This is a genomic window from Brevibacterium sediminis (assembly GCF_024895295.1).
Taxonomy (GTDB): Bacteria; Actinomycetota; Actinomycetes; order Actinomycetales; family Brevibacteriaceae; genus Brevibacterium; species Brevibacterium sediminis.
In genome coordinates this window covers 36,229-61,646 of record NZ_JAHQRN010000005.1, presented here as the reverse complement: position 1 = coordinate 61,646, position 25,418 = coordinate 36,229, and the positions used below count along the sequence as shown (strand labels likewise).

The 25,418-nt window shown below is 65.3% G+C and carries 22 protein-coding genes; 6 read left to right on the top strand and 16 right to left on the bottom strand.

Features of this window, described 5'->3' with window-relative positions:
- Positions 1-39 precede the first annotated feature (39 nt).
- Entirely contained in the window at positions 40-1,449 is a 1,410-nt protein-coding gene (locus KTJ89_RS12610) for an APC family permease (protein ID WP_259357971.1), read from the bottom strand.
- A gap of 109 nt (positions 1,450-1,558) precedes the next feature.
- Here KTJ89_RS12610 and KTJ89_RS12605 point away from each other — a divergent pair, with 109 nt between their 5' ends.
- Positions 1,559-1,951: a hypothetical protein gene (locus KTJ89_RS12605; protein WP_259357970.1), complete on the top strand. Its 393-nt coding sequence runs from the start codon at positions 1,559-1,561 to the stop codon at positions 1,949-1,951.
- Here the strand turns inward: KTJ89_RS12605 and KTJ89_RS12600 are convergent.
- On the bottom strand, positions 1,887-2,813 hold the full coding sequence (locus tag KTJ89_RS12600; protein WP_259357969.1) for a LysR family transcriptional regulator: 927 nt from the start codon (positions 2,811-2,813) through the stop codon (positions 1,887-1,889). The two genes, KTJ89_RS12605 and KTJ89_RS12600, sit on opposite strands and share 65 nt — an antisense overlap.
- A gap of 143 nt (positions 2,814-2,956) precedes the next feature.
- Between KTJ89_RS12600 and KTJ89_RS12595 the strand changes: the two genes are divergently transcribed.
- Together KTJ89_RS12595 and KTJ89_RS12590 are read left to right on the top strand one after the other, a co-directional pair.
- Positions 2,957-4,327, top strand: a complete 1,371-nt coding sequence (locus KTJ89_RS12595) for an aromatic ring-hydroxylating oxygenase subunit alpha (protein WP_310650295.1) — start codon at positions 2,957-2,959, stop codon at positions 4,325-4,327.
- On the top strand, positions 4,324-5,598 hold the full coding sequence (locus KTJ89_RS12590; RefSeq protein ID WP_259357968.1) for an FAD-binding oxidoreductase: 1,275 nt from the start codon (positions 4,324-4,326) through the stop codon (positions 5,596-5,598). The genes KTJ89_RS12595 and KTJ89_RS12590 overlap by 4 nt, the downstream gene beginning before the upstream one ends.
- Before the next feature lie 9 nt (positions 5,599-5,607).
- On the opposite strand, the gene KTJ89_RS12585 is transcribed toward KTJ89_RS12590, so the two are convergent.
- From KTJ89_RS12585 to KTJ89_RS12560, 6 genes are all read right to left on the bottom strand, one after another.
- Positions 5,608-7,152 (bottom strand): ABC transporter substrate-binding protein, encoded by a 1,545-nt coding sequence (locus KTJ89_RS12585; protein ID WP_259357967.1) that lies wholly within the window; start codon positions 7,150-7,152, stop codon positions 5,608-5,610.
- Positions 7,149-7,970 carry an ABC transporter ATP-binding protein gene (locus KTJ89_RS12580; protein WP_259357966.1) on the bottom strand — a complete coding sequence of 274 codons (822 nt, stop codon included), beginning with the start codon at positions 7,968-7,970 and terminating at the stop codon, positions 7,149-7,151. The genes KTJ89_RS12585 and KTJ89_RS12580 overlap by 4 nt, the downstream gene beginning before the upstream one ends.
- Positions 7,967-8,797: an ABC transporter ATP-binding protein gene (locus KTJ89_RS12575; protein ID WP_259357965.1), complete on the bottom strand. Its 831-nt coding sequence runs from the start codon at positions 8,795-8,797 to the stop codon at positions 7,967-7,969. The genes KTJ89_RS12580 and KTJ89_RS12575 overlap by 4 nt, the downstream gene beginning before the upstream one ends.
- 2 nt (positions 8,798-8,799) lie before the next feature.
- Positions 8,800-9,729 carry an ABC transporter permease gene (locus tag KTJ89_RS12570; protein ID WP_139909407.1) on the bottom strand — a complete coding sequence of 310 codons (930 nt, stop codon included), beginning with the start codon at positions 9,727-9,729 and terminating at the stop codon, positions 8,800-8,802.
- A gap of 11 nt (positions 9,730-9,740) precedes the next feature.
- Positions 9,741-10,679 (bottom strand): ABC transporter permease, encoded by a 939-nt coding sequence (locus tag KTJ89_RS12565; protein ID WP_259357964.1) that lies wholly within the window; start codon positions 10,677-10,679, stop codon positions 9,741-9,743.
- A 92-nt stretch (positions 10,680-10,771) separates the two neighbouring features.
- On the bottom strand, positions 10,772-11,446 hold the full coding sequence (locus KTJ89_RS12560) for a TetR/AcrR family transcriptional regulator (protein ID WP_259357963.1): 675 nt from the start codon (positions 11,444-11,446) through the stop codon (positions 10,772-10,774).
- Between the two features lie 45 nt (positions 11,447-11,491).
- On the opposite strand from KTJ89_RS12560, the gene KTJ89_RS12555 reads away from it, so the two are divergent.
- Positions 11,492-12,466 carry a quinone oxidoreductase family protein gene (locus tag KTJ89_RS12555; RefSeq protein WP_259357962.1) on the top strand — a complete coding sequence of 325 codons (975 nt, stop codon included), beginning with the start codon at positions 11,492-11,494 and terminating at the stop codon, positions 12,464-12,466.
- Between the two features lie 18 nt (positions 12,467-12,484).
- On the opposite strand, the gene KTJ89_RS12550 is transcribed toward KTJ89_RS12555, so the two are convergent.
- Positions 12,485-13,546, bottom strand: a complete 1,062-nt coding sequence (locus KTJ89_RS12550) for a proline racemase family protein (protein ID WP_310650293.1) — start codon at positions 13,544-13,546, stop codon at positions 12,485-12,487.
- Complete coding sequence (locus KTJ89_RS12545; RefSeq protein WP_310650292.1) at positions 13,543-15,705, bottom strand: oxidoreductase; 2,163 nt, start codon at positions 15,703-15,705, stop codon at positions 13,543-13,545. The genes KTJ89_RS12550 and KTJ89_RS12545 overlap by 4 nt, the downstream gene beginning before the upstream one ends.
- A gap of 151 nt (positions 15,706-15,856) precedes the next feature.
- Here KTJ89_RS12545 and KTJ89_RS12540 point away from each other — a divergent pair, with 151 nt between their 5' ends.
- Positions 15,857-16,603 (top strand): GntR family transcriptional regulator, encoded by a 747-nt coding sequence (locus tag KTJ89_RS12540; protein WP_259357961.1) that lies wholly within the window; start codon positions 15,857-15,859, stop codon positions 16,601-16,603.
- 203 nt (positions 16,604-16,806) lie between these two features.
- On the opposite strand, the gene KTJ89_RS12535 is transcribed toward KTJ89_RS12540, so the two are convergent.
- On the bottom strand, positions 16,807-18,345 hold the full coding sequence (locus KTJ89_RS12535) for an MFS transporter (RefSeq protein WP_259357960.1): 1,539 nt from the start codon (positions 18,343-18,345) through the stop codon (positions 16,807-16,809).
- Between the two features lie 312 nt (positions 18,346-18,657).
- Positions 18,658-20,202, bottom strand: a complete 1,545-nt coding sequence (locus KTJ89_RS12530; protein ID WP_310650291.1) for an aminotransferase class I/II-fold pyridoxal phosphate-dependent enzyme — start codon at positions 20,200-20,202, stop codon at positions 18,658-18,660.
- A 91-nt stretch (positions 20,203-20,293) separates the two neighbouring features.
- On the opposite strand from KTJ89_RS12530, the gene KTJ89_RS12525 reads away from it, so the two are divergent.
- Positions 20,294-21,298, top strand: a complete 1,005-nt coding sequence (locus KTJ89_RS12525) for a LysR family transcriptional regulator (protein WP_172173387.1) — start codon at positions 20,294-20,296, stop codon at positions 21,296-21,298.
- Positions 21,299-21,332: 34 nt separating this feature from the next.
- On the opposite strand, the gene KTJ89_RS12520 is transcribed toward KTJ89_RS12525, so the two are convergent.
- From KTJ89_RS12520 to KTJ89_RS12505, 4 genes are read right to left on the bottom strand one after another with little or no spacing between them, the layout of a single operon-like run.
- Positions 21,333-22,718, bottom strand: a complete 1,386-nt coding sequence (locus tag KTJ89_RS12520; protein ID WP_172173390.1) for a tripartite tricarboxylate transporter permease — start codon at positions 22,716-22,718, stop codon at positions 21,333-21,335.
- The gene (locus tag KTJ89_RS12515) at positions 22,715-23,137 is read right to left on the bottom strand and encodes a hypothetical protein (protein WP_172173393.1); all 423 of its coding nucleotides are present in this window, start codon (positions 23,135-23,137) and stop codon (positions 22,715-22,717) included. Before KTJ89_RS12515 ends, KTJ89_RS12520 begins: the two co-directional genes overlap by 4 nt.
- Before the next feature lie 48 nt (positions 23,138-23,185).
- Entirely contained in the window at positions 23,186-24,121 is a 936-nt protein-coding gene (locus KTJ89_RS12510; RefSeq protein ID WP_172173396.1) for a hydroxymethylglutaryl-CoA lyase, read from the bottom strand.
- On the bottom strand, positions 24,118-25,392 hold the full coding sequence (locus tag KTJ89_RS12505) for a hydroxymethylglutaryl-CoA reductase, degradative (RefSeq protein WP_172173399.1): 1,275 nt from the start codon (positions 25,390-25,392) through the stop codon (positions 24,118-24,120). Before KTJ89_RS12505 ends, KTJ89_RS12510 begins: the two co-directional genes overlap by 4 nt.
- Between the last annotated feature and the right edge of the window lie 26 nt (positions 25,393-25,418).

The following is a 25,418-nucleotide window of genomic DNA, read 5'->3' as shown; positions in this document are numbered from 1 at the left end:
CCCGCAACCGGCGGCTGAATGATGGGCCGCCGGACCGGCTCAGACGTGGGCGCGCCGCCGGTTGTTCACCGCGAACACGGCAATGCCGATGACGAGCCAGACCGCCCCGATGACCAGGGCCAGCGGGTTTGCGCTGACGAGCACTGCGATGAGCAGACCGGCGCCGATGACCGGAATGACGCCGTGGTTGAACCAGTTGGGAGTCTCGCTGCCCTGCTTCTTCACGAGGAAGTATCCGACCACCGAGGCCTGAAGGAAGATGAACGCCGTCAGCGCCCCGACGTTGACGATCGAGGTCAGCTGGTCGAGACCATCGGCACGGGTCGCCGCCCACCCGGCCACGATCACATTGCCGCCGGCGGCCACGAGTATTCCCTTCCACGGAACACCGGTCTTCGGGGCCACCTCGGCGAGGAATTTCGGCACCTGACGGGATCGTCCCATGTCCATGAGGATGCGGGAGCCTGCGGCCTGACCGATCATCGCGGAGAACGCCGCGCCCACGGCCTTGGCCAAGGCGAGCAGCCAGTGCAGCCACGGGCCGAGAGTCGAGTCGACGGCGTCGTAGTAGGCGGCTCCCTCGAGCGCGGGATCGGCCTGCAGGTCCGCCGGAGTCAACGGTGAGAGCAGACTGCCCACCCAGGTCTGCGCGACGAAGAAGACACCTGCGAGCACGAGGCAGATCAGCGTGGCACGGCCGACGATCCGCGGCCCGCCCTTGGCCTCCTCGGAGAATGTTGCGAGCGAATCGAAGCCGAGATACGACAGGACAGCCACGGACACGGCAGCGAGCACCGCTGTCACGGAGAACGCATCGACCCCGGTCAGCGGGGTCAACCATCCCCGCGTCGGCCCATGCTGGACGAGGTAGGCGATGCCGAGGACGAGGACCAGGGCGAGGACGGCCACCTCGGCGAGGACGACCCCGGTGATCACACGGGAGGCGACCTTGACCCCGGCGAGATTGAGCCCGGTGGTAAGGATGACGGCCACGGCCACGAACACCCAGACGGGCAGCGCGGGGAAGATCGAGTTCAGAGCGATCCCGGTGAACAGATAGGCGACCGAGGGGATGAAGAGATAGTCGAGGAGGATCATCCAGCCGGCGACGAAACCGGCCGGTTTTCCGATTCCCGCCGAGGCGTAGGCGAACACCGTGCCCGCGCGGGGAACCTCCCGTGACATGCGCATATAGCTGACCGCGGTGAAGGCCATGACGATCGTCGCGACGATGTAGACGAGTGCCACGGCCCCGCCCGAGCGGGCATCGAGGGTGCCGAATACGCCGACTGCGGCCGCGGGACCGATGAAGACGAGTCCGAAGAAGACGAGCTCGCTCAGGCCGATCGTCCGTTTGAGCGTCCCACCTCTCACCGAGGCGGCCGTGTCCTCGGGTGCGGAAGTCCGAGTTTCGTTGTCGACCTGGTTGGACCGATCATCGGCGGTCATATCGTCCATCGTGGTGCCCGTCTTTCGAAGTATGTGCTTCAACTCTACGCGCAGGTCATGGCGTGGTTTCGAGTCCCCGATAGGATTGGGGGAGAGGAAGGAGGCCCGGATGACGCATCACCCGCAGATGATCCAGCCCGGTGGGTTCCCGCCGGGAGGTGTGCCTGCGAAGAAACCGTCCGTGGTGCCGGGAATCCTCCTCATCATCGCCGGAGTCCTCGGTCTCGGGGTGGGACTGTGCATCCTCGTCATCCCGATGTTCCTGTTCCTCCTCGGAGGCGGCGGCAACGTCGACGCCTTCGACGATTTCGCCTCCGGCTTCTTCATCACCGGTTTCGTTGTGGCTGTGGTTTCCGTTCTGGTGCTGATCGCCGGGATCGTCCTCACCACCGTCGTCGTGCGGAAGCGGCGTCGAATGCGACCGCAGGTCCGGATGGTCAGGCCTCCTGGTGGGCCGCCGTTTCAGCAGACTCCCGGAGGACCTCCAACGCCGAGGCGATGATCGGCTGAGCGCCCGAACCGCGGCGGATGCCCGAGAGGATCTTCCGTGACGGCACCGGATCACCGCGCAGCGGCACGCGCACCACATCGAAGCCGTCCGGCAGGCGTGCCAGGCGAGGAATGAGCGCGACCCCGAGTCCCGCCGAGACCAACGACGCACCCGTCTCCCACTCCCGAGACTGATGGGCCTGTTCCGGTTGGAAACCGGCAGCCGCACACGCCGTGCGCACCAGACGGTGATACGGCGAACCCGCCCGGTCGAGGATCCAGGACTCCTCGGCGGCCTCGCTCAACGCCACAGCTGACTTCTCTGCCAGGCGGTGTCCGACGGGAACCAGCAGATCGAGGCGATCGCTGAACAGTGCCGACTGCTCGAAGCGGGGATCGCTGCGCGGCGGCAGCGGGTCGGTGGCCACGACCACGGCGACGTCGGCATGGTCGGAGATGAGAAGGTCGAAGCACTCCTCGGGGTCGGCTTCGATGATCGTGACCTCGGCACCCGGGAATCGCTCCATCACCGTCAGAGCTGTCGGTGGAAGCAGGGCGGCCGCGGCAGTGGAGAAGCCGCACAGCCGCAGCCGTCTGGTGCGCGTATCTCGGCTGGTGCCTAGGCCGTCGAGCTCGCCTCGGATCTCCTCCCACCTGGTGAAGAGCTCCTGAGAGCGCTCGAGGAGGAGCTGACCGGCGCGGGTGAGGACGAGTCCGCGACCGCGCGGTTCGACGATGCGCACGCCGAGATCTTTCGACAGGCCTCTGAGCTGGTGGGATACGGCCGAAGGGGTGTATCCGAGGCGGTGTGCCGCCGCGGTGAGAGTGCCGACTTCGGCAAGGACCCGAAGGACGTGGAGACGCGGATCGATCATGCAATATTATTGCACGTTTCGGATGAAGAAGATTCGCTTTTCTTCAGCAAACCTCTGGCGGACACTGGGGGCAGGAGCACGAACTCCACGGTCGCGGTCGGCGAAGGGGCCGACAGCAGGCGCGGCCGAGACACGACGAGGTGGTGGACGAATTGACTCTGGCGCCAGAGCAGAAGCGGACCGATTCCAGCACGAGCGGACCTGCTGGGTCGGGTGCGGCTGACGGTTCGGGCGGGCACGGCAGGACCGATATCGACCGGCTCATCGACGAGCGTGTGCCCGGCTATTCGCTGGCGGCGCCGTTCTACATCAGCCCGGAGTTCTTCTCCCGCGATATCGAGGCGATCTTCGCCTCGACCTGGATCTTCGTTGCCTCTGTTGCCGAAGTGCCCGAGCCCGGTGACTATCTCACGGTCGACATCGGCGCCTACTCCGTCATCGTCATCCGCGATGACGACGGTGAGATCCGTGCCCACCACAATGTCTGCCGTCACCGGGGGACTCGGCTGCTCAATGATCTGTCCGGCTCGGTGGGCAACATCGTGTGCGGCTACCACCAATGGACCTACACCCCTGCCGGAGAGCTCATCTCTGCAGGAGTTCAAGCTCCCGGCTTCGACCGGAGCTGCTTCTCTCTGCGTTCCGTGAACCTTCGCGTCATCGGCGGACTCATCTTCATCTGCCTCAGCCCGACTCCGCCCGATGATATCGACGAGGTGGCCGAGGTCATCGAGCCCTATCTGACCGGGCATGACATCGCCGGGGCGAAGGTGGCCGCGCAGAGTGACCTCATCGAGGACTCGAACTGGAAGCTCGTCATGGAGAACAACCGTGAGTGCTACCACTGCGAAGCCGGCCACCCGGAGCTGACGTGCACGTTCTTCCCCACCTACGGCTACGAACCAGACGAGATTCCCAAGCGATTGCAGCCGGCGTACCAGCGGTACCTCGACGCCGAGGATCAGCTTCATGCCGACTGCGACCGCAACGGCCTGCCCTATGCCCTCGTCGAGGAGCTGAGCGGTCGGCCCACCGGATTCCGGATCGAACGGGCAGCTCTCGACGGGAAAGGCGAGTCGTACACGATGGACGGATCGGCCGCCTCGGCGAAATTGTTGGGTGACCTCGACACCTTCGTTCTGGGCCGGGCCTCGCTGCACGTGCAGCCGAATATGTGGTTCCACGCGATGGGCGACCACGTGGTGACGTTCAGCCTGCTGCCGTTGGCCGAGGACAAGACGCTGGTGCGCACGACCTGGCTCGTCCACGCCGATGCGGAGGAGGGCGTCGACTACGAGCTCGACAACCTCACGACGGTGTGGCTCAAGACGAACGAACAGGACGCGACCTTCTGCGAACGCGGGCACCTGGGAATCTCGTCGCCGGCATATGTGCCCGGTCCCTACGCACCCACCGAATCGCAGGTCGATGACTTCGTCACCTGGTACATCGAACGGCTCAAGGCCCATAGAGAACAGCGGACCGTGCAGTTGGAAGGAGCTGAGCGACGATGAGGTACCGCCATTCGACATTCGCCCAGGCTGCATCCACGCCCGTGGGCAAGGCGACGTTCCGAGTGCCCACTCGGGGCAAGCGACCCGCAACCGCGGCCGCTGCCCCGCCGGTCTTCGATACGGCAGTCGAGCCCGCGCTCGCCGCGCCGATCGACCGGGTGTCGGCAGAATCAGCTGGTCCCGTGCTCGCCGAAATTCAGCTCGATCCCGAACTGCTCACCGGCCCCGTCGAGGTCACCGGCATCACCCAGGTGACCCATGATGTGAAGACCTTCGAGCTGCGGGCGGGCTGGATGACCGCCGTCGACTTCGCGCCGGGTCAGTACGTGACGATGCGCATCCCCGAGCTCGGCCTCGAACGCTGCTACTCGATCTCCTCGGCGCCCTTCGGCACGAACATCTTCACCATCACGGTCAAGCGCGTGCCCGGGGGAGAGGTGTCGACCCATCTGCACGACAACGTGCGGGTCGGCGATCAGCTGCACGTGGACGGGCCCTATGGACTGTTCAGCACGAGCTTCCACCAGGCCGAACGACACCTCTTCCTCTCCGCCGGCTCCGGAATCACCCCGATCATGTCGATGGTGCGCAGCCTGTTAGCCAGACAGGGAGGGTTCGGCACGGACATCGTCTTCGTCCACAGCGCCTCGTCGCCGATCGACATCATCTTCCGTGCCGAGCTCGAACAGCTCGCCGAGGTCGCCGGAGTCAGCGTCACCATTCTGTGCTCCCGGGATTCCGGGGCCGAGCCCTGGGCCGGTCGGCGGGGTCGGATCGATGCGTCCACCCTCGCCGAGGTGGTCCCCGACGCGGCCGACCGCGAAACCTTCGTATGTGGGCCGGGTCCGTATATGGAGGCGGTGCGGCCCCTGCTCGCCGAGGCGGGGGTGGCGTCGGCGCGAATGCATGAGGAGTCGTTCGTCTTCGCCACGTCACCTGCCGACCGTTTGGCCAAGTCAGGTGCGAGAGCCAAAGCTGTCGGAGCCGGCGTCGGCGGCGGCACTGGAGTGAGCCACCTCGTCGAGTTCGCGGTCTCCGGGCGCGTAGTCGATTGTGACGAGACCACGACCGTCCTCGATTCTGCTTTGGACGCCGGACTGTCCGTGCCCTCATCCTGCTCGGAAGGCGCGTGCGGAACCTGCAAGTCTGTGCTCATCAGCGGGGAGGTCGAGATGAAGCACGCCGGAGGCATCCGGCCGAAGGAGATCGCCGCGGGCAAGTTCCTGCCCTGCTGCTCGACCCCGCTGACCGATATCGTCGTCGACAGGTGAGCTGCCTGCTCAGTGCTTGAGCTTCGTCTCCTTCAGCCCATAGGTGCCCAGCACGTAGGGTTCGAAGCCGACGACATCCCGGCTCATTCCGTACAGGGCCCGCTGGTAGGCGATCGGTACGATCGGGGCCTCGTCGGCGACCTGCTGCTGGATCTGGGCGTAGAGCTCGTTCTGCTTCTCCGGATCCTCTTCGGCCACGGCCTCCTCCGCCCATTTCTCCACCTTGGGATTCGCGTAGCCGGAGCGGATTCCGGAGTCGTCGGTGACGGCGAGGAAGTTGATCATCTGCGAGGTGTCGGAGACGTCGGAGGTCGCATAGCTGACCTGAACTTGGAAGTCTCCGTTCGTGCGGTTCGTCGTCAGAGTCGCGTCGTCGAGCTTTTGGACGTGAACGGTCAGGCCGATGTCCTGCCACGCCTGCTGGGCGATCTGCGCCAGTAGCTCACGATCGGCGACACCCGAGGGAATCTGGATGGTGATGTCGATACCGTCTGGATGATCCGACTCCTTGACCAGCTGCTTGGCCTTCTCCATGTCGAACTGGCTGCTGTCGACCTTGTCCGCATGACCGGCGAGGCCCGGTGAGATGAACGAGGTCGCGGGCTCAGCGTAACCGGCGTAGACCACCTCGACGATGGACTTGCGATCGACCGCATACGACATGGCACGTCGCAGCTTGGGATCGTCGAGGCCCTTCTCCTTGTTGTTGATGTTGAAATAGAGGATCTTCGTTGAGGTGAACGCCTGGGCATTGATGTCCTGTGAGCGCGAGAGCTGACTCATGCTCAATGGAGCAGGCTCCTGATTGATGTCGGCCTGGCCGCCCTGCAGCTGCAGGCGACGAGTGTTGTCATCGGCGACGACGTTGAAGGTCACGGAATCCAGAGAGGGGACGCCGTCCTCCCAGTAGTCCGGATTCTTCACCAGCTCGAGGCTCTGTCCCTTATTCCAACTGCCGACCTCGAACGGCCCGGTGCCGTCTGCGTGCGCTGCCATGTACTCGGCGTCGTGTCCGCCGAAGTCATCGGGGTAGATCGATGCCGCGAACAGCGCCATATAGCTGGGCAGGGGACCCCACGGCTGCTTCAGGTCAATGCGCACCGTGTGGTCATCGACTTTCTTCACGTCTTTGATCGGGTCGAATTCGGCTGCCCAGAGATTGTTCTCATCCTCCTGATCCCGCGCATAGTTCAGGGAGAAGACGACATCGTCGGCGTCGAGGGTCTTGCCGCTGTGGAATTTCACTCCCTCGCGCAGGTGGAAGGTCCAGGACATCTTGTCCTTCGATTCCTCCCAATCGGTTGCCAGCCCCGGTTCGACCCCGGACCCGTCGGGTTTGTTGAGCGTGAGAGTCTCGTAGACCTGCTGGAGCGTCCAGATGTCTTCATTCTGGGTCGTCGTGGGCGGCAGCAGAGTTGTGGCATCGGCGGCGCGAGCGAAGACGAGGTCGCCTCCGGGCCGGGCGGTCTTCTCTCCTGATGAACTGCACCCTGCGAGGACCAGGAGGCAGGCGCAGAGCGCGGCAGTCACCGCTGCGAATCTCTTGGCCATCATCCTTCCCCTCTTCGGATCCGATCGAGGTAAGCGCTGTCGAAGGTGGGTATCGCCTTCAGCAGTGTCTTCGTGTAGTCGTCGCGCGGGGACGTGAAGATCTCCTCGGTGGTGTTCTCTTCGACGAGACGTCCGTTGTGGACGACGTAGATCCGCTCGCACAGCTTCTTGACGACCGCCAGGTCATGGGAGATGAAGAGGATCGACAGGTCGAGTTCCTCGCGCAGTCGGGCGAAGAGTGCGACGATCTCAGCTTGAACACTGACGTCGAGGGCGGAGACGGCCTCATCGGCGACGATGATGCTGGGCTCGACTGCAAGCGCTCGGGCGATCGCCACCCTCTGCCTCTGCCCTCCCGACATAGCGGTCGGGGTGCGGTCGAGGAACTCCTCGGGAAGCCGCACCATCTCCATGAGCTCCGCACACCTGGCCCGCAGAGCGGCACCGGAGGCGAGACGATGATGGCGGATCACCTCGGCGAGGGTCGCCCGCACCGTATAACGGGGGTCGAGGGAGGCGAAGGGGTCCTGGAAGACCATCTGCACGATCCGCCACTGTGCGCTCGTGCGCTTCTGTGCGAACTCCCGACCGTCGACGCTCACCGTGCCGTCGTAGTCGCGCTGGAGTCCGCAGATGACTCGGGACAGCGTCGATTTTCCCGAACCCGATTCGCCGACGAGTCCGACGATCTCGCCGGGGCGGACCTGCAGGTCGGCGGAATCGACCGCGGTGAAGGCGCGGTCACCACGTCCGAAGGTGACGGTGACGTTCTCGGCACGCAGACCGCGCACCGGTGCCGACGAAGGCTGAGTCTCGGTCATCGTGTCTCCTCGGCAAGGCCCGCATCGTCAACGTCCTCATCGATGCGCGGAGTCGCTGTCAGCAGTCGACGCGTGTACTCCTCCTGGGGATCGTCGAAGACCTCCTGCAGCACACCGTGTTCGACGATCTGCCCGTCCTTCATCACACTGATCGACGAGCACAGCTGAGCGACGACCGCGAGGTCATGGGTGACATAGAGCAGACCGAGACCCTCGTCCTGCTGCATGGTGCGGAAGAGATCGAGCACCTGTGTCTGGATCGTCACGTCGAGCGCCGTCGTCGGTTCGTCACAGAGCAGCACCTGCGGCTCCTGCGCCAACGCCGCTGCGATCATCACACGCTGACGCATGCCACCCGAGAGTTGGAACGGGTAGTGCCTGGCTCTGCGGTCGGGGTCGGTGATGCCGACACGGTCCATGAGCTCAACGGCGAGGTCGTGAGCCTGCTTCTTCGACAGTCCTCTGCGCTCGGCGATGGCATCGGTGATCTGGCGGCCGACCTTCATCACCGGGTTGAGCGCGATGGCCGGTTCCTGGAACACCATCGAGATGCCGGTGCCGCGGATGCGCTGGTCGAATCGTCCGCCCGGCCCGGAGCTGAGGATATTGCGACCGTCGAACCGGATCTCTCCGTCGACGACGGAGGCGCCGGGCGGGAGCATTCCGAGAATGCTGCGCAGCGTCATCGACTTGCCCGATCCCGATTCGCCGACGAGACCCATCGGCTCACCGGCCTCGAGGCTGATCGACACGTCGTCGAGGATCCGACGCCGTCCGGCCTCTCCGTCGATGTCGACGGTGAGGGAGTCCACTTCGAGGATGGGCATGGTCACCTCTTCGGCTTCAGCGTGTTCGTCAGTCCGTCGCCGATGAGCGCCAGCGCGAAGGACACGATGACGACGGCGAACCCCGGCCACAGGATGAGGCCGTAGTTGCCGGTGCCCATGTACTGCTGACCGTCATTCATCATCTGACCCCAGTCGGCGGTCGGTGGGACGATGCCCATGCCGAAGTAGCTGAGGGTGACGACGACGCCGATGTTGAGCACGATGTCACTCATCGCATAGATGACGCCCTGGCTGACGGTGTTCGGAATGATGTGGCGGGTGAGGATCCGGGGAGTGCTCAGACCCGAGGCACGACAGGCGGAGATGAATTCCTGCTCTCTCAGGACGAGCACCTCGCCGCGGACGATGCGGGCGTAGGCCACCCAGGACACGGCGCTGATGGCGACGAAGATGCTGCCCATTCCGTTGCCCATGACGAAGACGAGCACGATGACCAGGACGTAGAACGGGAAGGCCGAGACGATATCGGCCAGGCGCATGATGACGATGTCGACCCAGCGACCGAAGTACCCGGCCAGCGAACCGAGGACCGTACCGAGGATGAAGGGCACGATGACGGCGACGACAGCGACGATGAGGTCGACGCGACCGCCGTGAAGGAAACGGGAGAGGACGTCTCGTCCGAGCTGATCGGTGCCCAACGGGTGCGCGACCGAGGACGGGGCGAAGGTGTTGAGCAGGTCCTGCCGATTGGGGTCGTCGGTGACGAAGAGCGGTCCGACGGCGAGCAGCAGCACCATCGCACCGAGAATGACCGCACCGATCCACAGTTGCAGATTGTGCCGTCGCAGGAATGCCGGCAGGGGAAGCGTGAACCGCGCGGTCGGCGTCGCTCGGGACGCAGTGCCGCCGCGAGTCCGTGGCGGTTTCCCATTGGGGCCACCGGCTCCGGTCGCCGTGGGGGAGGTCATCGGTTCGCTCATCATGCCCCCAGCCGCACGCGCGGATCGACGATGCTGTAGACGACATCGGTGAGCAGGTAGACGAGGACGACGAGGACACCGAAGATCACAGTCAGCGCCTGCACGACGTCGTAGTCGCGAGCGAGGACGGCTTCCATGAGGAGCGAGCCGACACCGGGGATCGCGAAGACGTTCTCTACGACGAGGGCACCGCCGACGAGGTGGCCGACCTGGATGCCGAGGATCGAAACACCTGTGATTCCGGCGTTGCGGAAGGCATAGTCGATGACCGTCCGCTTCCGGCTCAGACCCTTCGACAGGGCGAAGTTCGTGTACTCGGCCGACATCGAATCGTTCAGTGCCGCCGTGAGGCTGCGGATGAGCACGGGGCAGATCGTCAACGCGACAGCGAGTCCGGGCAGGACGAGGGAGTAGAGGTGCTCACCGAAGTTGCTGCCGTAGCCGCCGACCGGGAAGATTCCCAGGTTCACGCCGAGGACGAGGATGAGCAGGGTGCCGACGAAGAACGCCGGCATGCCCTGGACGGTGGCGGCGAAGACCCTGGACACGATCGCCGAGGCGGCTGATCTCTTTGCGGCCACCCACAGTGACAGCGGGACGGAGATGACGACAGCGAACACCAGAGACACGAGCATGAGCAGCAGGGTGGCCGGCATCCGGAGCTTCAGCAGCTCGAGGACGGATGTCTGGAAGATGAACGACTGCCCGAAGTCACCGACGAGGAGGCCTGCGAGGAACTGGAAGTACTGGATGATCATCGGTTCGTCCAGGCCCCAGGCCTGACGAAGCTGAGCGACGTTCTCCGGAGTGGCTTTATCGCCGAGGTATGCGGCTGCTGGATCGCCCGGTGCCAGCTTCATGAGGATGAAGGCCAGCGTGGCGACACCGAGAACGATCGGAATCATCAGCAGCACACGCCGGAGGATGTACTTGCCCACACCCACCCCTTCGCAGTGTGACCTGGATTACACCTGTCATTCTATTCGCAACAGGTCTTGTCGTTGCGATGCGGGAATCGGCGTGTCGACCTCTATGGAGCGGCGATGGCGGAGACGATCGCCTGGATCTGCGGAATGAGCTCCTCGAGGGTGCGGCCCTGCCTGTTCAGCCACTGATCGAGCTGCGCGGCGGACAGGACCGCCATGACCGCCTCGGCGCGAGTCCGGACCGGATCGGACGGATTCGCATCTGTCGGCTCGGGAGCCGTGGCCGTCCACATCTCGGCGATGAGGATCTCCACGTGACGTCGCCAGAAGGGGTAGCTCTGCCGGTCGAACCGGCCTTTCGGCGAGCTGCTCTCGGTGAGGAGGACGAGGTCGAGGTTGCCGGCGATGTGCCGCAGGTACGCATCGACGAAAGCGGTGAGGCGCTCGCCTCCCGGAGCGCCCGGGCCCAGAGGCGGAGGGCCCTCGAGCATGCGGGCGTGCATGTCCCGGACCCGGTCGTCGAGCAGAGCCGAGGCGATCCCGGGTTTGTCGGTGAAGTTGCGGTAGAGGGTGCCCTTGCCGACTCCTGCCAGTCGTGCCAGCTCATCCATCGTCAGCCCGTCCACTCCTTTGTCGGCCACGAGGTCGGTCGCGGCATCGAGGATCTTTCTCCGATTGCGCTGCGCATCGGCGCGCAGCGGAGCCTGCGAGGGGACCAAAGGGAGGAATTTCTCGTTTCCTCTTCCATAACCGGACTGCGGTCCGTTAATGTCGTCCATATACGGACTATAGTCCGGATCGGATTCGACTTCGAGGAGGCAGCAATGGCATCGATCATCGTCAACGAACACGGGGGACCCGAGAAGTACGAGGTCACCGACGGCTCACCAGCGGGTGCCGCTGCGCCGGCCGATGGTCAGCTGCAGGTCGGCCTGAGTCTGGCCGGGGTGAATTTCCTCGACGTCGTCCAGCGCCGCGGAGGGACACCGGTCACAGCACCGTTCGCCCCAGGAGTCGAAGGGGTCGGCACGGTCACCGCCGTGGGCGCCGGAGTCGACGGCTTCTCCGTCGGCGATCGCGTCGGCTGGATGACCGGTGGACAGGGCAGCTTCTCATCCACTGCCCTCGTCAGGGCGGACAAAGCCGTGCCGCTGCCGGATGACATCGATGATGAGACCGCTGTTGCGGCACTCATGCAGGGCATCACCGCCCACTACCTGATCACTGACACCTACCCGGTCGCATCCGGCGACGTCGTGGTCGTCCATGCCGCGGCCGGCGGGCTCGGGCAGATGCTCACGCAGATCGCCGCGGCCAAGGGCGCCACCGTGATCGGCACGACCTCGACCGAAGAGAAGGCCGAGATCGCCCGGGCCAATGGCGCCGCCCACGTCTTCGGCTACGACGACTTCGCTGAGAAGGTCCGGGAGGTCTCAGATGGAGAAGGAGCCTCGGTGATCTTCGACGGCGTCGGCGCGACGACCTTCGAAGGCGACCTCAAGGCCCTGCGCACGCGCGGGACCCTCGTTGTAGTCGGCAATGCCAGCGGCCCCGTTCCCGCCGTCGACGTCAACACCCTCAGCGCCTCCGGCTCCCTCTTCCTCACCCGACCGACCGTCGTTGACCACGTCAGGACGCCCGAGGAGCTGCGCTCGCGCACCGACGAGATCTTCGAATGGATCCGCAGCGGAGACCTCACCGTTCACATCGGCGACCGATTCCCCCTCGCCGAGGTGGCCGCCGCCTTCACAGCACTCGAATCCCGGGCGACGACCGGAAAGATCATCCTCGAACACTGATCGAGGAGGAGCAGAGACTCAGCGCAGCACGAACCCGGGCACGAGATCATCGAGCGGGTCGACCTCGAACGTCGAGGTGGCCACCCGGTAGGCGCTGCCGGTGACGACCGGGACGACGCCGTCATCGGTCTCTTCGAGCACTCGCGCCCGGAATCGAGTGCCGACGATCGACTCATGGACGAGCGTCTGCCCCGGGCGAAGCTCACCGGCGGCGTGGAGAGCGGCGACTCGAGCCGCCGTTCCCGATCCGCACGGCGATCGGTCGACCTGACCGTCGGCGAAGACCGTGACATTGCGCTGATGCAGTTCGCCGCTGGGCAGCGTGCCGAACCGGTCGACGAAGATCGTGCCGTACACCCCGGAGAGCCGGTCATCCTCGGGGTGGACGGTGTCCGGATGATCGGCGAGACCCGCCTTGATCTCCCGGCCCACGGTGATGAGCGCGGTGAGGTTCTCGGGCACGACTTCGCAACTCACCTCACCGAGGCGGCCCACCTCGTCGGCCTGGGCGGAACCGGCCGCAGTGTCTAATTGCGCGGTATCGACGAGCGCATAGATCGCCCCACCCCACGCGAGATCGACCGACACCGGGCCCAGGCTCGTATCCACCGTGATGCCAGAGGCGACGGGCCGGCTGGGCACGTTGACGAAGTCCACCGAGGTGGCCCTCCCCTCGGCGTCCGTGTGCACATGCGCGCGCACTCGACCCGAGGGTACGTCGATCGTGACCTCCGTGGTCCCGGACGGATCGACGGCGACGATCCCGGAGGACACTGCCCATGCGCCGAGCGCCATCGTCCCGTGGCCGCAGGCCGTGGAGAAGCCGTCCTTGTGCCAGAACAGGACCCCGAAATCGGCCCCGTCGTCATCGGGTTCGGTGATGAATCCGCCGTACATGTCCGCATGACCGCGCGGTTCGAAGCACAGCAGCCTGCGCAGATCATCGACTTCCGAGCCCGGCACGGCCAGTTCCCGACGCTGCGACACGCTCGCGCCGGGGATCTCGGCCGGGGGTTCGGCGACGATTCGGAACGGTTCGCCGGCGGTATGGAAGTCCACGCTCGTGCAGATCGTGTTCACAGCCCCATTCCCACTCTCAGTCCTTCCAGCACCGCCGCATGCACATTGCGGGAGGCGACGGCATCACCGATACGGTACAGCGTGAATGGGTGCCCCGCCTCAGCGGAGGTGGTTGCGGTCGTCGGTTCCGCGACTGCCGTCGCACCTGGGTGAGTGCTCGTCGCGCCGAAGTATTCCAGCTGCGGGCGTCCGTGTACCCACGCCTCAAGATCCGTCGCCCCGTGGTTCGCCGACCGCGACTTGAGCTCGAAATAGACCTCATCGTTCGGCGTCGTCCCGAAATCGACGACCACCGCATCGGTGACGACCTCCGCCTCCCGATCCGAATAGTCGTTGCGCAGCACCGCCACGATCTCCTTCCCCTCGATCCGCGGCTTCGTCGCCAACCGTTCGCCGAGGCGGACCTCGACTCCGAATTCGGAGAACACCTGAAGATAGGCGGGAGAGTTCATCGACCCCACGTCGATGCCGATCGTGCGTTCGGGGCTGACATAGGTGACCTGCTGGCCGGCTCGGGCCAGGCGTTCGACGGCGTCGAGCGCCGGATAGAACCCATGGTCGTCGAAGACGAGCACCCGCTGCTTCGACTTGAGTCGGTCGTCCATGACGTCCCAGACGTCGAAGCTCGGGCCCTGTTCACGGAAGGGATACCCGGCATCGGGAACCCCTCCGGTGGCGACGATGACGACGTCAGGGTCGAGTGCGAGGATGTCGTCCGCCTCGGCGAAGGTGTTCAGTCGCAGGTCGACGCCGTGCTTCCTGCACTGCTGGACACGCCAGTCGATGATGCCGATGAGATCGCGGCGGCGCTGCGAGCGAGCGGCGATGCGGACCTGCCCGCCGGGGGTGTCCTCGGCCTCGAGCAGGGTCACCCGGTGACCGCGCACGGCCGCGACACGGGCGGCTTCGAGCCCGGCCGGACCGGCGCCGATGATGACGACATGTTTGGGCCCGGTCGTGACGTCGTGGGGAACCTCCTGCGGCAGATCGGCCTCCCGGCCGGTAGCGGGATTGTGGATGCAGGTGGCCGAACCGGAGGTGTAGATGGAGTCGAGGCACATGTTGGCGCCGACGCAGGGACGGATATCGTCCTCACGTCCTTCGGCCACCTTGCGCGCCAGGTGCGGGTCGGCCAGCTGCGCCCGGGTCATCCCGACGAGGTCGAGGCAGCCATCGGCGATCGCGAACCGGGCGGTCGCGGCGTCGGAGATGCGTGCGGCGTGGAGGACGGGGATGTCGATGGCCTCGCGGATGCGACGGCAGGTCTCGAGCCAGGGGGCCGAGGGGGTGCCCATGCCGGGGATCGCCTCGGCGAGCTGACGGTCCGAGTTGATCATCCCGACGTTGAGGTTGAGGAAATCGATGCCGTGATCGGTGTAGGTCCGGAGGATCTCGGTGGCCCTCGCTTCGTCCATGCCGTCTTCGCGGCGCTCGTCGACGGCCATGCGGATGCCGAGGACGAAGTCGTTGGGAACTGATGCACGCACGGCGTCGATGATGCGCATCGGGAACTTGATGAGATTCTCCAGTCCGCCGGAGTACTCGTCGTCGCGGTCGTTGAGCCACGGGGCGAGGAAGGAATCGAGCAGGTGACCGGCGTGCATGACCTCGAGTCCGTCGAATCCGGCGGCGGCGACGCGTTCGGCGGCGGACGCGAAGTCCGCGACGATGCGATCCATATCGAAGTCCTCGAGCGCCTTGGTGAACGACCGGTGCGCAGCCTCCCGGGTCCGAGAGGCCGAGACCAGCGGCAGCCAGTCGCCGGCGAAGTTCGAGGATCGGTGGCCCAGATGGGTCGCCTGGATCATGATCGCCGCGCCCTCGTCGTGGCAGTCGTCAGCGATCGCGGACAGCCACGGAACCACCTCGTCGGTGGACAGGTCGATATTGCCGAACGCGGCAGGGGAGTCCTTCGACACGATGGCCGAACCGCCGATCATCGTCAGGCCGACACCGCCGCGGGCCTTCTCCCGGTGATAGAGGCGGTAGCGGTCCTTCGGCATGCCGAGTTCGGTGTACGCGGGCTCGTGCGAGGTCGAGACGATGCGGTTGCGCAGCGTGAGTCTGCCGAGTTCGAAGGGCTGGAGCAGCGGATCGGCGGACACGTCGGTCGCAGACGTGGTCGGTGCGGGTGTGCCGGTTGCGGGGTCGGCGGTCATGGGTTCCTCCTTCATTGCAGGAACGTCACTGTGGGTTCGACTCCGTGGGGAGTCCGGGTGGGTAATCGGTTACCGACTACTTAGTTCAATGGTGCGATCTCGCGGTTATGCTGTCAATAGTCGCCGACCATGATTCGAAGGGGAGTGTGCGATGGAGCGAGTGAGACCGCAGGCCGAATCGCTGCGCGAGCAGGCACTGGGCATCATCCGCGATGCCATCACCTCAGGTGAGCTCGCCGAGGATCGCATCTATTCGGCAGCGGGCCTGGCCAAGCAGCTCGGCATCTCACTCAGCCCGGTGCGCGAGGCGATGATGGCGCTCGTCACCGAGGGGACCGTCGAGGCCGTGCCCAATCGCGGCTTCCGTCTGGTCACCATCACCGAGGCGGACCTCGAGGAGATCATCGCCATCCGCGTTCTTCTCGCTGTCCCCGCCGCCCGCAGTCTGGCCGAGGCCGGCAGCGATGACATCGTCGGTCGCGGCCTGAGAGCTGACGGTGTGCAGGCGGTGACGGACGGTTCGGTGACCGAGACCGGCGAGGCAGCGACCAAATCCGAGGCGATCGTCCGACTGCGCGAACTCGCCGAGGCGACCGTGGACGCGGCCGAGGCCGGCGAGTTTGCCGATTTCTACACGCAGGACCGCAGGTTCCATGAGGCTCTGCTCGAGCACGGCCTCGGCGGGCGTGCCGCCGCGATCAGCCTGCGCCTGCGCGATCAGTCACGCCTCTACCGGCACCAGGATCAGATCGGGGCCATCGCGGTCGATTCCGCTCGCGAGCTGCCGAGGATCGTCGACCTCATCGAGTCCGGGGACGCCGCCGAGGCGGCCGACCTCGTCACGTCGAACCTCTACTTCTTCAAACGCGTCCCGGCCACAGCCGACGGCGAAGGCTGATTCGTCACTGTCACAACAGCCCAGTTTCGGCTGAGTAGCCCAGTTTCGAACATGGGCTGCTCAGCTCAGAGTGGGCTGGTTGTCTCAATCGGCTGTAGTGCGAGCCGAGAAACGACGAAACGACGCTGGGCCGCCCCGAAACGGGACGGCCCAGTGTCGTTTCACTCGATCAGGTATCGCAGTCGATCAGGTTCTCACCTCGATCAGGCGGGTGCCTTGTCGGGGTCGATGTCGACGATCGGCATGGACTCGATGTCCATATCCGGGTTGTCGGCCTGAGTGCGAGCCAGCTCCTCGGCCTCCTCGTGGGTGTTCACCGTCGGGAACGAGCCCGGCAGCGGTCGGTGCGCCGATTCCTTCATGAGCAGCACGGCGACGAGTGCGGCGACCGAGAAGAACATGATGTAGAACGCGGGCATGTACGAGTTGCCGGTGACATCGATGAGCGCCTGGGCGAACAGCGGCGTGGTGCCGCCGAACAGAGAGACGCCGAGGTTGAACGTCAGGCCCATCGCACCGTAGCGCGACGCGGTCGGGAACAGCGCCGGCAGGGTCGAGGCCAGGCAGGCGATGTAGAACCCGGCGGGCAGGGCGACCATGAACAGAGCCACCATCACTGCCCACATCTCACCGATCTGCATGACGGCGAACGCGGGAACGATGAGGACGATCGTCATGATGGCTGCTGCCAGGAAGACGAACTTGCGGCCCATCTTGTCGGAGAGTTTGCCGATGAGCGGCAGGCACAGCGACATGACGACGAGGACCGGGATCGTGGCCACGGCCGCCTGGACATTCGAGACCTTGACGGTCTCCTCCAGGTAGGTGGGCATGAAGCTCGTCAGCGCGTAGCCGACCGTCTGGGAGCCTGCGACGACGGCGATGCCGATGAGGATCTCTTTCCAGAAGTGACGGATGACGCCGATGAGGCCGTGGCGGGCGTACTTGTCGTCCTTGACCTTGACGTCGCGGCCGGCTTCCTCGCTCGATTCGAAGCTCGGGGTCTCCGGGATCTTCAGACGGAACCAGATGGCGACGGCGCCGAGCGGGATGGCGATGAGGAACGGGATCCTCCAGCCGCCGTCGAGCATGGCGTTCTCGCCGTTGATGGACGTGGTGATCACGGTCGTGAGAGCCACGGTTCCGGCACCGGCGGCGAAGCCCAGGTAAGAGCCGACATCGAGCCAGGAGGCCCAGTAGCCGCGGGACTTGTCCGGAGCGAACTCCGAGACATAGGTGGTGGCACCGGCGTACTCGCCGCCGGTGGAGAAGCCCTGGATCATCTTGAGCAGGTAGAGGGGGACGATCACCCACAGGCCGACCTGGGCCGCGGTGGGCAGGACGCCGATGAGGGCGGTGGCGGTGGCCATCGTGGCCATCGTGAAGAACAGGACCTTCTGGCGGCCGATCTTGTCACCCAGCGGTCCGAGCACCATGCCGCCGAGCGGGCGGACGAGGAAGGACACGGCGAAGCCGAGGAGGGTCACGAGCAGACCCATCTGTCGGTCCATGCCTTCGGTGAAGACGGAGGTCATCGTCACCGCCAGGTAGCCGTAGACGCCGAAGTCGAACCATTCCATGAAGTTGCCGACTGTGGTGCCGCCGATGGCGGTGCGGATCGATTTGGTTTCGACGACGATGCAGTCATCGGCCTCGAACCGCTTCTGTTTCTTTATTGCACGCCGTTCCTTGCGGGTCGGCTTCTTGTCTTTCTGCGCGGGTCTGTCGTGGCCTTCTGACATCAGTGGTTCCTCGTTTCAGCTGCTGCTAGGCAAGTTGCAGGGCCGAGTCGCCGGAATGGTGCGAACTCTGCGCGGCAGTTGCTGTCGGATTTCGACAATGCAGAACATCCTTGCTTGGTACTCAGGGAGTGTCAATAAAAATTGTGACACAGTTCACGCCGAATGCGCCCGAGGGTAGTTGCCTTCGTTGAAATTCGTCCAGTGGTCCAGAAAATACGCAAGAAAGATGTTGCCTAATTCGCAGTGGCACTTGTCCAGTGGCGTTGTCGGCAGCGACCGGCGGACACGGGGTGGACGGTGACTGCGCGAAGATCAGTTCCTGACGACGCGATAGGTCGCGAGGCCGGGATCGACGGCGCCGCGGACGTGGCCGGACGGACTCGCCGCCACGGCTTGGAGGAAGTCGACGGTGTCGGCGGTGATCTCCTCGCCGGGCAGGACATTGGGGATGCCGGGCGGGTACGCGGCCAGCGAGCTCACGCTCACCCGTCCGACCGCCTCGGCGGCGGTGACGAGTTCGGAATCGGCGAAGTACGCCTCACGCGGTGTCATCGCCAACCGGCCGGCCGTGGGCAGCGGCGGGAGGGAGGCTGCCGGGCTCGTCGCCATGGCGGAGTCCGTGGTTTCGAGTCGCAGGGTCTCCAGGGCATCGATGAGGCGGCCGATGTCCGGGGACTTGCCGATGCCGATGAGGGCGACGAGGGTGGTCGCCGTCGACATCTCGGGGAAGATGTCGAATTCCTCGGCCAGGCGTTTGCGCACCGTGTGACCGTCGAGTCCGGTGGCTGTGATGTCGATGGGCAGGCGGAACGGGTCGATGTCGACGACATCGGCATGACCGAGGAACTCGCCGGACAACAGGTGGTAGCGGTCGGTGGCTTCGATCTGCGCACGGATGTGGCGGATGTTCTCCAGCGAATCCGTGATCGCCTCGGTCGAGGTCATGAGTGCGCGGCGGGCGAGGTCGATCGAAGCCATGAGATGGGCGTTCTCGCTCGTCGAAGCGGTCATCATAAAGGCCCGGGCCAGCGCCGGTTCGAGGCGATCGGCGAATTCGGTGTCGCCGAGGTGGAGGAGCGCGGACTGGGTGAGCGAGCCTGCGAGTTTGTGCGTGCTCATGATGACGATGTCGGCGCCCTGGGTGACGGGGGAGGCCGGCAGGTCAGGGTGGAATCCGAAGTGGGCACCCCAGGCGGCGTCGACGATCAGTGCCGCGCCTGCTTCGTGGGCCGCCTCGGCGAGGGCTTCGACGTCGGCCACAGCGCCGAAGTAGCTCGGGGTCACGAGGTAGACGGCGGTCACCGGCTCGGGGTGATTGCGGATGGCCAGGCGCAGGGCGTCGGGGGTGACACCGTGGGCGATGCCGTTGACTTCGTCGACGTTGGGGTAGACGAAGCCGGGGTTGAGCCCGGCCAGCACGATTCCGTCGATGAAGCTCGAATGCGCGCTGCGCTGGGCGACGACGCCGGACCCGAGGGTGCCGATGGCCAGGGCGGCCATGCGGTTGCCCTGCGAGGAGCCGTTGGTGAGGAACCAGGTGCGGCGGGCGCCCCAGGCCTCGGCGGCCAATTGCAGGGCTTCGTCCTTCGGGGTGTCGACGCCGAGGTCGATTCCGTCGAAGAGCGGGGGGATGTCCAGGGAGAGGGTGTGCTCGCCGAAGAATTCGGCTTGACCTGCGGAGATGCCCTCGGTCGTGCCTCCGTGTCCGGGGGTGGACAGGAACAGCGAGTTGCGGTCGGCCGCGTGCGCCAGAGCTTCGGCATAGGGCGCGCGTGACTGCGTGAGGGCAGGATGCATCGGCGACCCCGAGGAGGAGTGCGGGGCCGGGGGCATGGGGGAGTCCTGGTGCACGGTCATGCGTCCAGATTAAGGAGGCGAGCAGGTACGAGAGAATAGCAACTTTCCTCTGTTGCTCTATAGTCAGTATTGAACTCAATGGGGGAGATCAATGGAACCACTCGATACCCGCGGCCTCACCGCTCTGCGCGCCGTGGCCGACACCGGATCCGTCGCCGCGGCCGCTGCCGCGCTGCAGTGGAGCCAGCCGACGGTCAATCATCATCTGCGCAATCTCGAGCGTGCCCTCGGCGCGACTCTGCTCGATCGCACACCGCGCGGATCACAGCCGACGACCGTGGGCAGCCTCGTGGTGACCCGAGCCGTGGAGATCCTCGGACTGTGCCAGCGCCTCGGCGCCGAGGTGGCTCTCTGGCGAGAATCTCAGGCCGTGCCGGTGCGCATCGGGGCCGTGCCCACCGTCGGTGCTCGCGTCATCCCGCGCCTCCACGATCAGCTGCAGGCTCGCCCGAGGTGGCAGACCCGTGACGAGGCGGTCGCCGGTGACCGGACCGACGTGCTCACCGCGGCCCTGGATGTGACGATGGACGAGCACGCGAAGCTCGTCTCCCGGCTCGAGTCCGGGGACCTCGACCTCGCGCTTCTCGTGTCGACCGATCTCGACCGGACGTGGATCCCGGCGACGCTGACTGCCGCGCACCTGTATTCGGAGAGGCTGTTCCTGTGCGTGCCGCGCTCGATCGGGCCGATCGAGCGCGATTCCCACGGCATGCCCGACCTCGCCGTGCTCGTGTCGCAGACCTGGGCGTTCAGCATCGACCCCGGTGACGCCATCGACGAGGTGGTCCGCTCCTTCTGTCTGTCCGCGGGCTTCGAACCCCGCGTGGGGATGCGGATGGATGACTATGCGGCCATCAACCGGATGATCTCGGCCGGTCTGGCGGTGGCGATGATCCCCGAGTCATCACTGTCGACCGACCCGGACATCACCGTCATCCCGATGCCGCTCAGCGACTGCCGCCGTGACGTCCTGCTCGTCTCCCGGTCCTCGCGACCACAGGGGCGCGCGCGTCACGATCCGATCGTCGATGCGCACAATTCCGCCATCACCGAGGTGGTCGCCGACGTCCGTACCGTCACGCGGCAGTGGCGGTGATGCTGCGGTTTCAGAGCGGCGGTCAGAACGTGCCTCACAGCGCGAGGATCGCGGGCACGGTGAGCACCGCGACGTAGTAGCCCATGAACTGGACGCCGGCGTGCATGCCGATGAACCGGTTGAAGAGTCCCCCGACGAGGCCGACGGTGATCGTCACTCCGAGCGCCAGCAGACCGCCTTCGTAGAGGCAGATGACGCAGATGAGAGCCGCGAACCCAGCGATGATTGCCTCGTGGGAGACCGATCGCATCACCCAGGTCGCCGCTCGGTGAGCGTTCGTCATCACGAATGGGTAGGCGATGGCGACCGCGATGACCGCCGCGATCACGGAGAAGAGCGCGAACTGTCCGGTCGTGAGCAGGTCGTGGAGGTTGTTCGTCGTCCCTGCCTCGGTATCGAGTGTATAAACAGGAGGAGCGTTGAACAGCGGTCCTGCGGGACCGGCTGCCATCGGTGACAGGGGCAGGCCGATCGCGATGAGCGGGATGAGAGTCTCGGCGATATAGGTCGACTCTGTGGTTCCGTTGCGGACAGTGATGACGGTGGTGAGTCGTTCGTACCCGTTCTTGACCCGGCTTCCGACGATCTCGCCCATGAGCACAGCCATGGCCACGGGGGAGAAGACGAAGGTCGCGCTGGTGATCGCCGCTGAACCGCTGGTGTATGCCAGTTGCTTTCCGGTCAGCACCCTGAAGGGGTTCGGCATCCTCGATCCCCCTGCGGGCCGGACGTCGGGAGCAAGATTGAATTCCCGTTTGCCCGACTGCTGCATCGAGCGGCGTCCGGCGGGGGAGAGCGCAGCGAACAGGTCGAAGATGAGCGGCCCGGTGGCGATGCCGAGGAAGAACGAAGTGGTGAAGGTCGCTTCCTTCTGCTCCATGATGAAGGCCTGCAAGCCGACGATGAGCAGGACGAACGGGACGAGCCCCGCAACTGCAGCGAGCTTGCCCTTCGAGGTATAGGCGACGAGGACGGCCGCGGCGATGAAGATCCAGGGAGCGGCAGCGCCGATCGCCTCGGCGAAAGGGGTGAGTACGAGGGCGAACACGATCGACAGCGGAATGGCAATGGCAACTGAGACGACTCCTCCGGAGATCGCCTTCTGAAGTGCGATATGCGGGATTCCGAGAGACCTCAGCAGCTGCGCCTCACGCAGCATCGGCACTGCCGTGGTGTCACCGGGAATTCCGAGGAGAGTTGTCGGCACGGCGTGGGAGATGTGTTTGGCAATGATCGCGGCGAGGAAGAACGCGAGCACCCCGGCAGGAGGCACCCCGATGAGGATGACAAGCAGCGCCAGCGGTGCCACGATCGCCGTCTCGTCCGTGCCCGAGATCAGTCCGATTCCGGTGAAGAGCACCCCGGAGAGAAGCGCCATCCCGACGGCCCACAGTACTGGTTCGATGAGTTCCGCGGTCACTGGTGCCCACCCTTCTCACGGATGCGCGCCTCATGGTTGTCGACGAGGGCGTCGAAGAGACCGAGGGCTCGGACTTCTGCCTGAACCGCCGGACCGAGGTCGCGGGGGTCGCCGAGATCCCCGTATTCCTCGACGACCTCGTCGATGATCTCCTGCCGGTTGCGGGTGTCGGCCGCCGAGGTGGTGATCACTCTCTTGGGTTTGAACAGAAATCCGGAGATCACGGCGCCGACGATGCAGCCGACGATGCCGACGAGGAGCGCATAGGAGTGACCCAGCGCTTCATCGTCTCCGGCAGCGAAGAGATGATCGGCGATGAGGTAGGCCGGGACTGCTGTCCCGACGGCTATGGCGATACCGCCGATGAGATGTCTGGGGTCGACGGTGTCATTCCACACCTCGAGCAATTGCGGCATCATTGCCTGCCTTCTGTCGGCCGACGGCTGTCGGGAACGTGAACGATGGAACTACCGGCCGAGGATGGCCGAGGATGTTGCGGATGGAAGCGGAATGCCGAGCTGCTCGCCCAGCCACTGGCTGATCGAAGCCACGGCCTCGTTGTCGACGCCGGTGGAGATGCCCAGCCCCTGAAGCATCCAGAGAAGATCCTCAGTGGCCAGGTTTCCGGAAGCTGTGCGGGCGAAGGGGCAGCCACCGATCCCTCCTGCCGATGCGTCGAACTGACTGACACCTGCTTGAAGCGCGGAATAGACATTCGCAAGCGCCTGGCCATAGGTGTTGTGGGTGTGCAGGGCGATCCGATCGATCGGAATCCCGGCGCCGACCAGGCTATCAAGAACAGCGGTCACATGACCGGGAGTCGCGGTGCCGATGGTATCGCCGAGCGAGATCGTCAGGCAGCCGGCATCGACGAGGCGACGCGCAGCCGTAGCGACGCGATCAGGATCGACCGCGCCTTCCCAGGGGTCCCCGAAGACCATCGACAGATAGCCGCGCACTCGCAGGCCCGCCACAGTCGCTGCGCGTGCCACCTCGAGGCTGCGATCGGTGGTGTGCTGAAGGGAACCGCCGAGGTTGGCCTGCGCGAACGATTCGGTGACGCTGATGAAGACCGAGGCATCCTTCGTTCCCGCCGCAACGGCATCATCGAGACCGCGCTGGTTTGGGATGAGGACGGGGAACGCGACTTCGGAGTCCAGGTCGAGCCCGGCGAGCACCGATCGGGTGTCGGCCATCTGGGGAACGGCCCGCGGAGAGACGAAGCTTCCGGCTTCGATGGTCTTCAGGCCGGCTCCGGAGAGCCGCCGAATCAGTTCGAGCCGTGTTGAGACAGGCAGTGTACGTGCTTGCGACTGCAGACCATCTCGAGCGCTGACTTCGCAGATACTGACTTCGGTCGGCAGGTTCGACGACGCGAACTGCTGTGGAAGCTGTGCCGTCATCGCGACACACCGGAGCGGAGTTCGTCGAGGATTGACTGGACCCTGTCGAACCGGAAGGCCCTCTCCTTGATCAGGCGGTCCACGATGATCGCTGTCTCCTCGGCGTTCGCTCCGGCAGAGGCCGCGAGGTTCTTCGCATGAAGTGACATGTGTCCGCGCTGCACGCCCTCGGTGGCGAGAACTCGCAGTGCCGCGAGGTTCTGCGCCAAGCCGGCGGCGACGATCATCTCGGCGAGATCCTGTGCGCTCGCCACTTCGCCGATCTGCAGTGCTGTGCGCGCGGCGGGATGGACCTTGGTGGCACCCCCGACAAGGCCGACCGGCATGGGCACCTCGAGGGTGCCGACCAGGTCGCCGTCGGCATTCCTCTCAAACGTCGAGAGGGAAGAGTAGCGGCCGTCTACGAGCGCATGGGAGTGCGCTCCGGCCTCGACCGCGCGGGTGTCGTTCCCGGTGGCGAGGACGACCGCGGAGATGCCGTTCATGATGCCCTTGTTGTGAGTGGCCGCTCGATAGGGATCGGCTGCGGCGAGTTCGTATGCGTGGAGGATGTTGTCGATGACCTCGTCTCCGCCGAGCAGATCCCTGTCGAAGACTGCCCGTGCCCGAGACAGTCGACGGTCCGCCTTGTTGGTGAGGATGCGCAGGAGCGCGTCACCTCCGGCGATCGCTGCCACGGTTCCGGAGACCGCCTCAGCCATCGTGTTGACCGCATTCGCCCCCATTGCGTCTCGAACATCGACGAGGAGGTGGACGAGAACATACGTCATCGTCCGTGCCTCGACGAGGCGGACCTCGATGCCCTTGACCCCGCCGCCGACCTCGACGAGCTTGGGATCCTGCGCATTGGCCAGGTCGATGATCTCTGCTTGGCGTTCGAGAACACGTGTGCGCGCGGCCTGCGGGTCCGCCACGTTGATGAGTTGGATCTGTGCCTGCATGACGGGCTCGGTCGAGCTTGTGAAGAAACCGCCGTGCGGACGTGCCATTCGTGCTGCGTTGCTGGCGGCGGCGATGACCGAGGCCTCTTCGGTTGCCATGGGTACGAGCACGTCGGTGCCGTTGATCGTGAAGTTGGTGGCTGCGCCGAGCGGAAGCGAGAACACGCCGAAGATGTTCTCGCTGAGGTTGGCGGCGTCTTCGGGACCGAAAGCGTCCGCATCGAGCTGGCTGAACAGTTCGGCGTCGAGCCCAGTCGAGGCTGCGACGGCTTTCCTGCGATCATCGACCGACATATTTCGGAAGTCGGCAATTCGGCTGTTCACTGCCATCGTGTATCTCCAGTCAGGTCGTCATT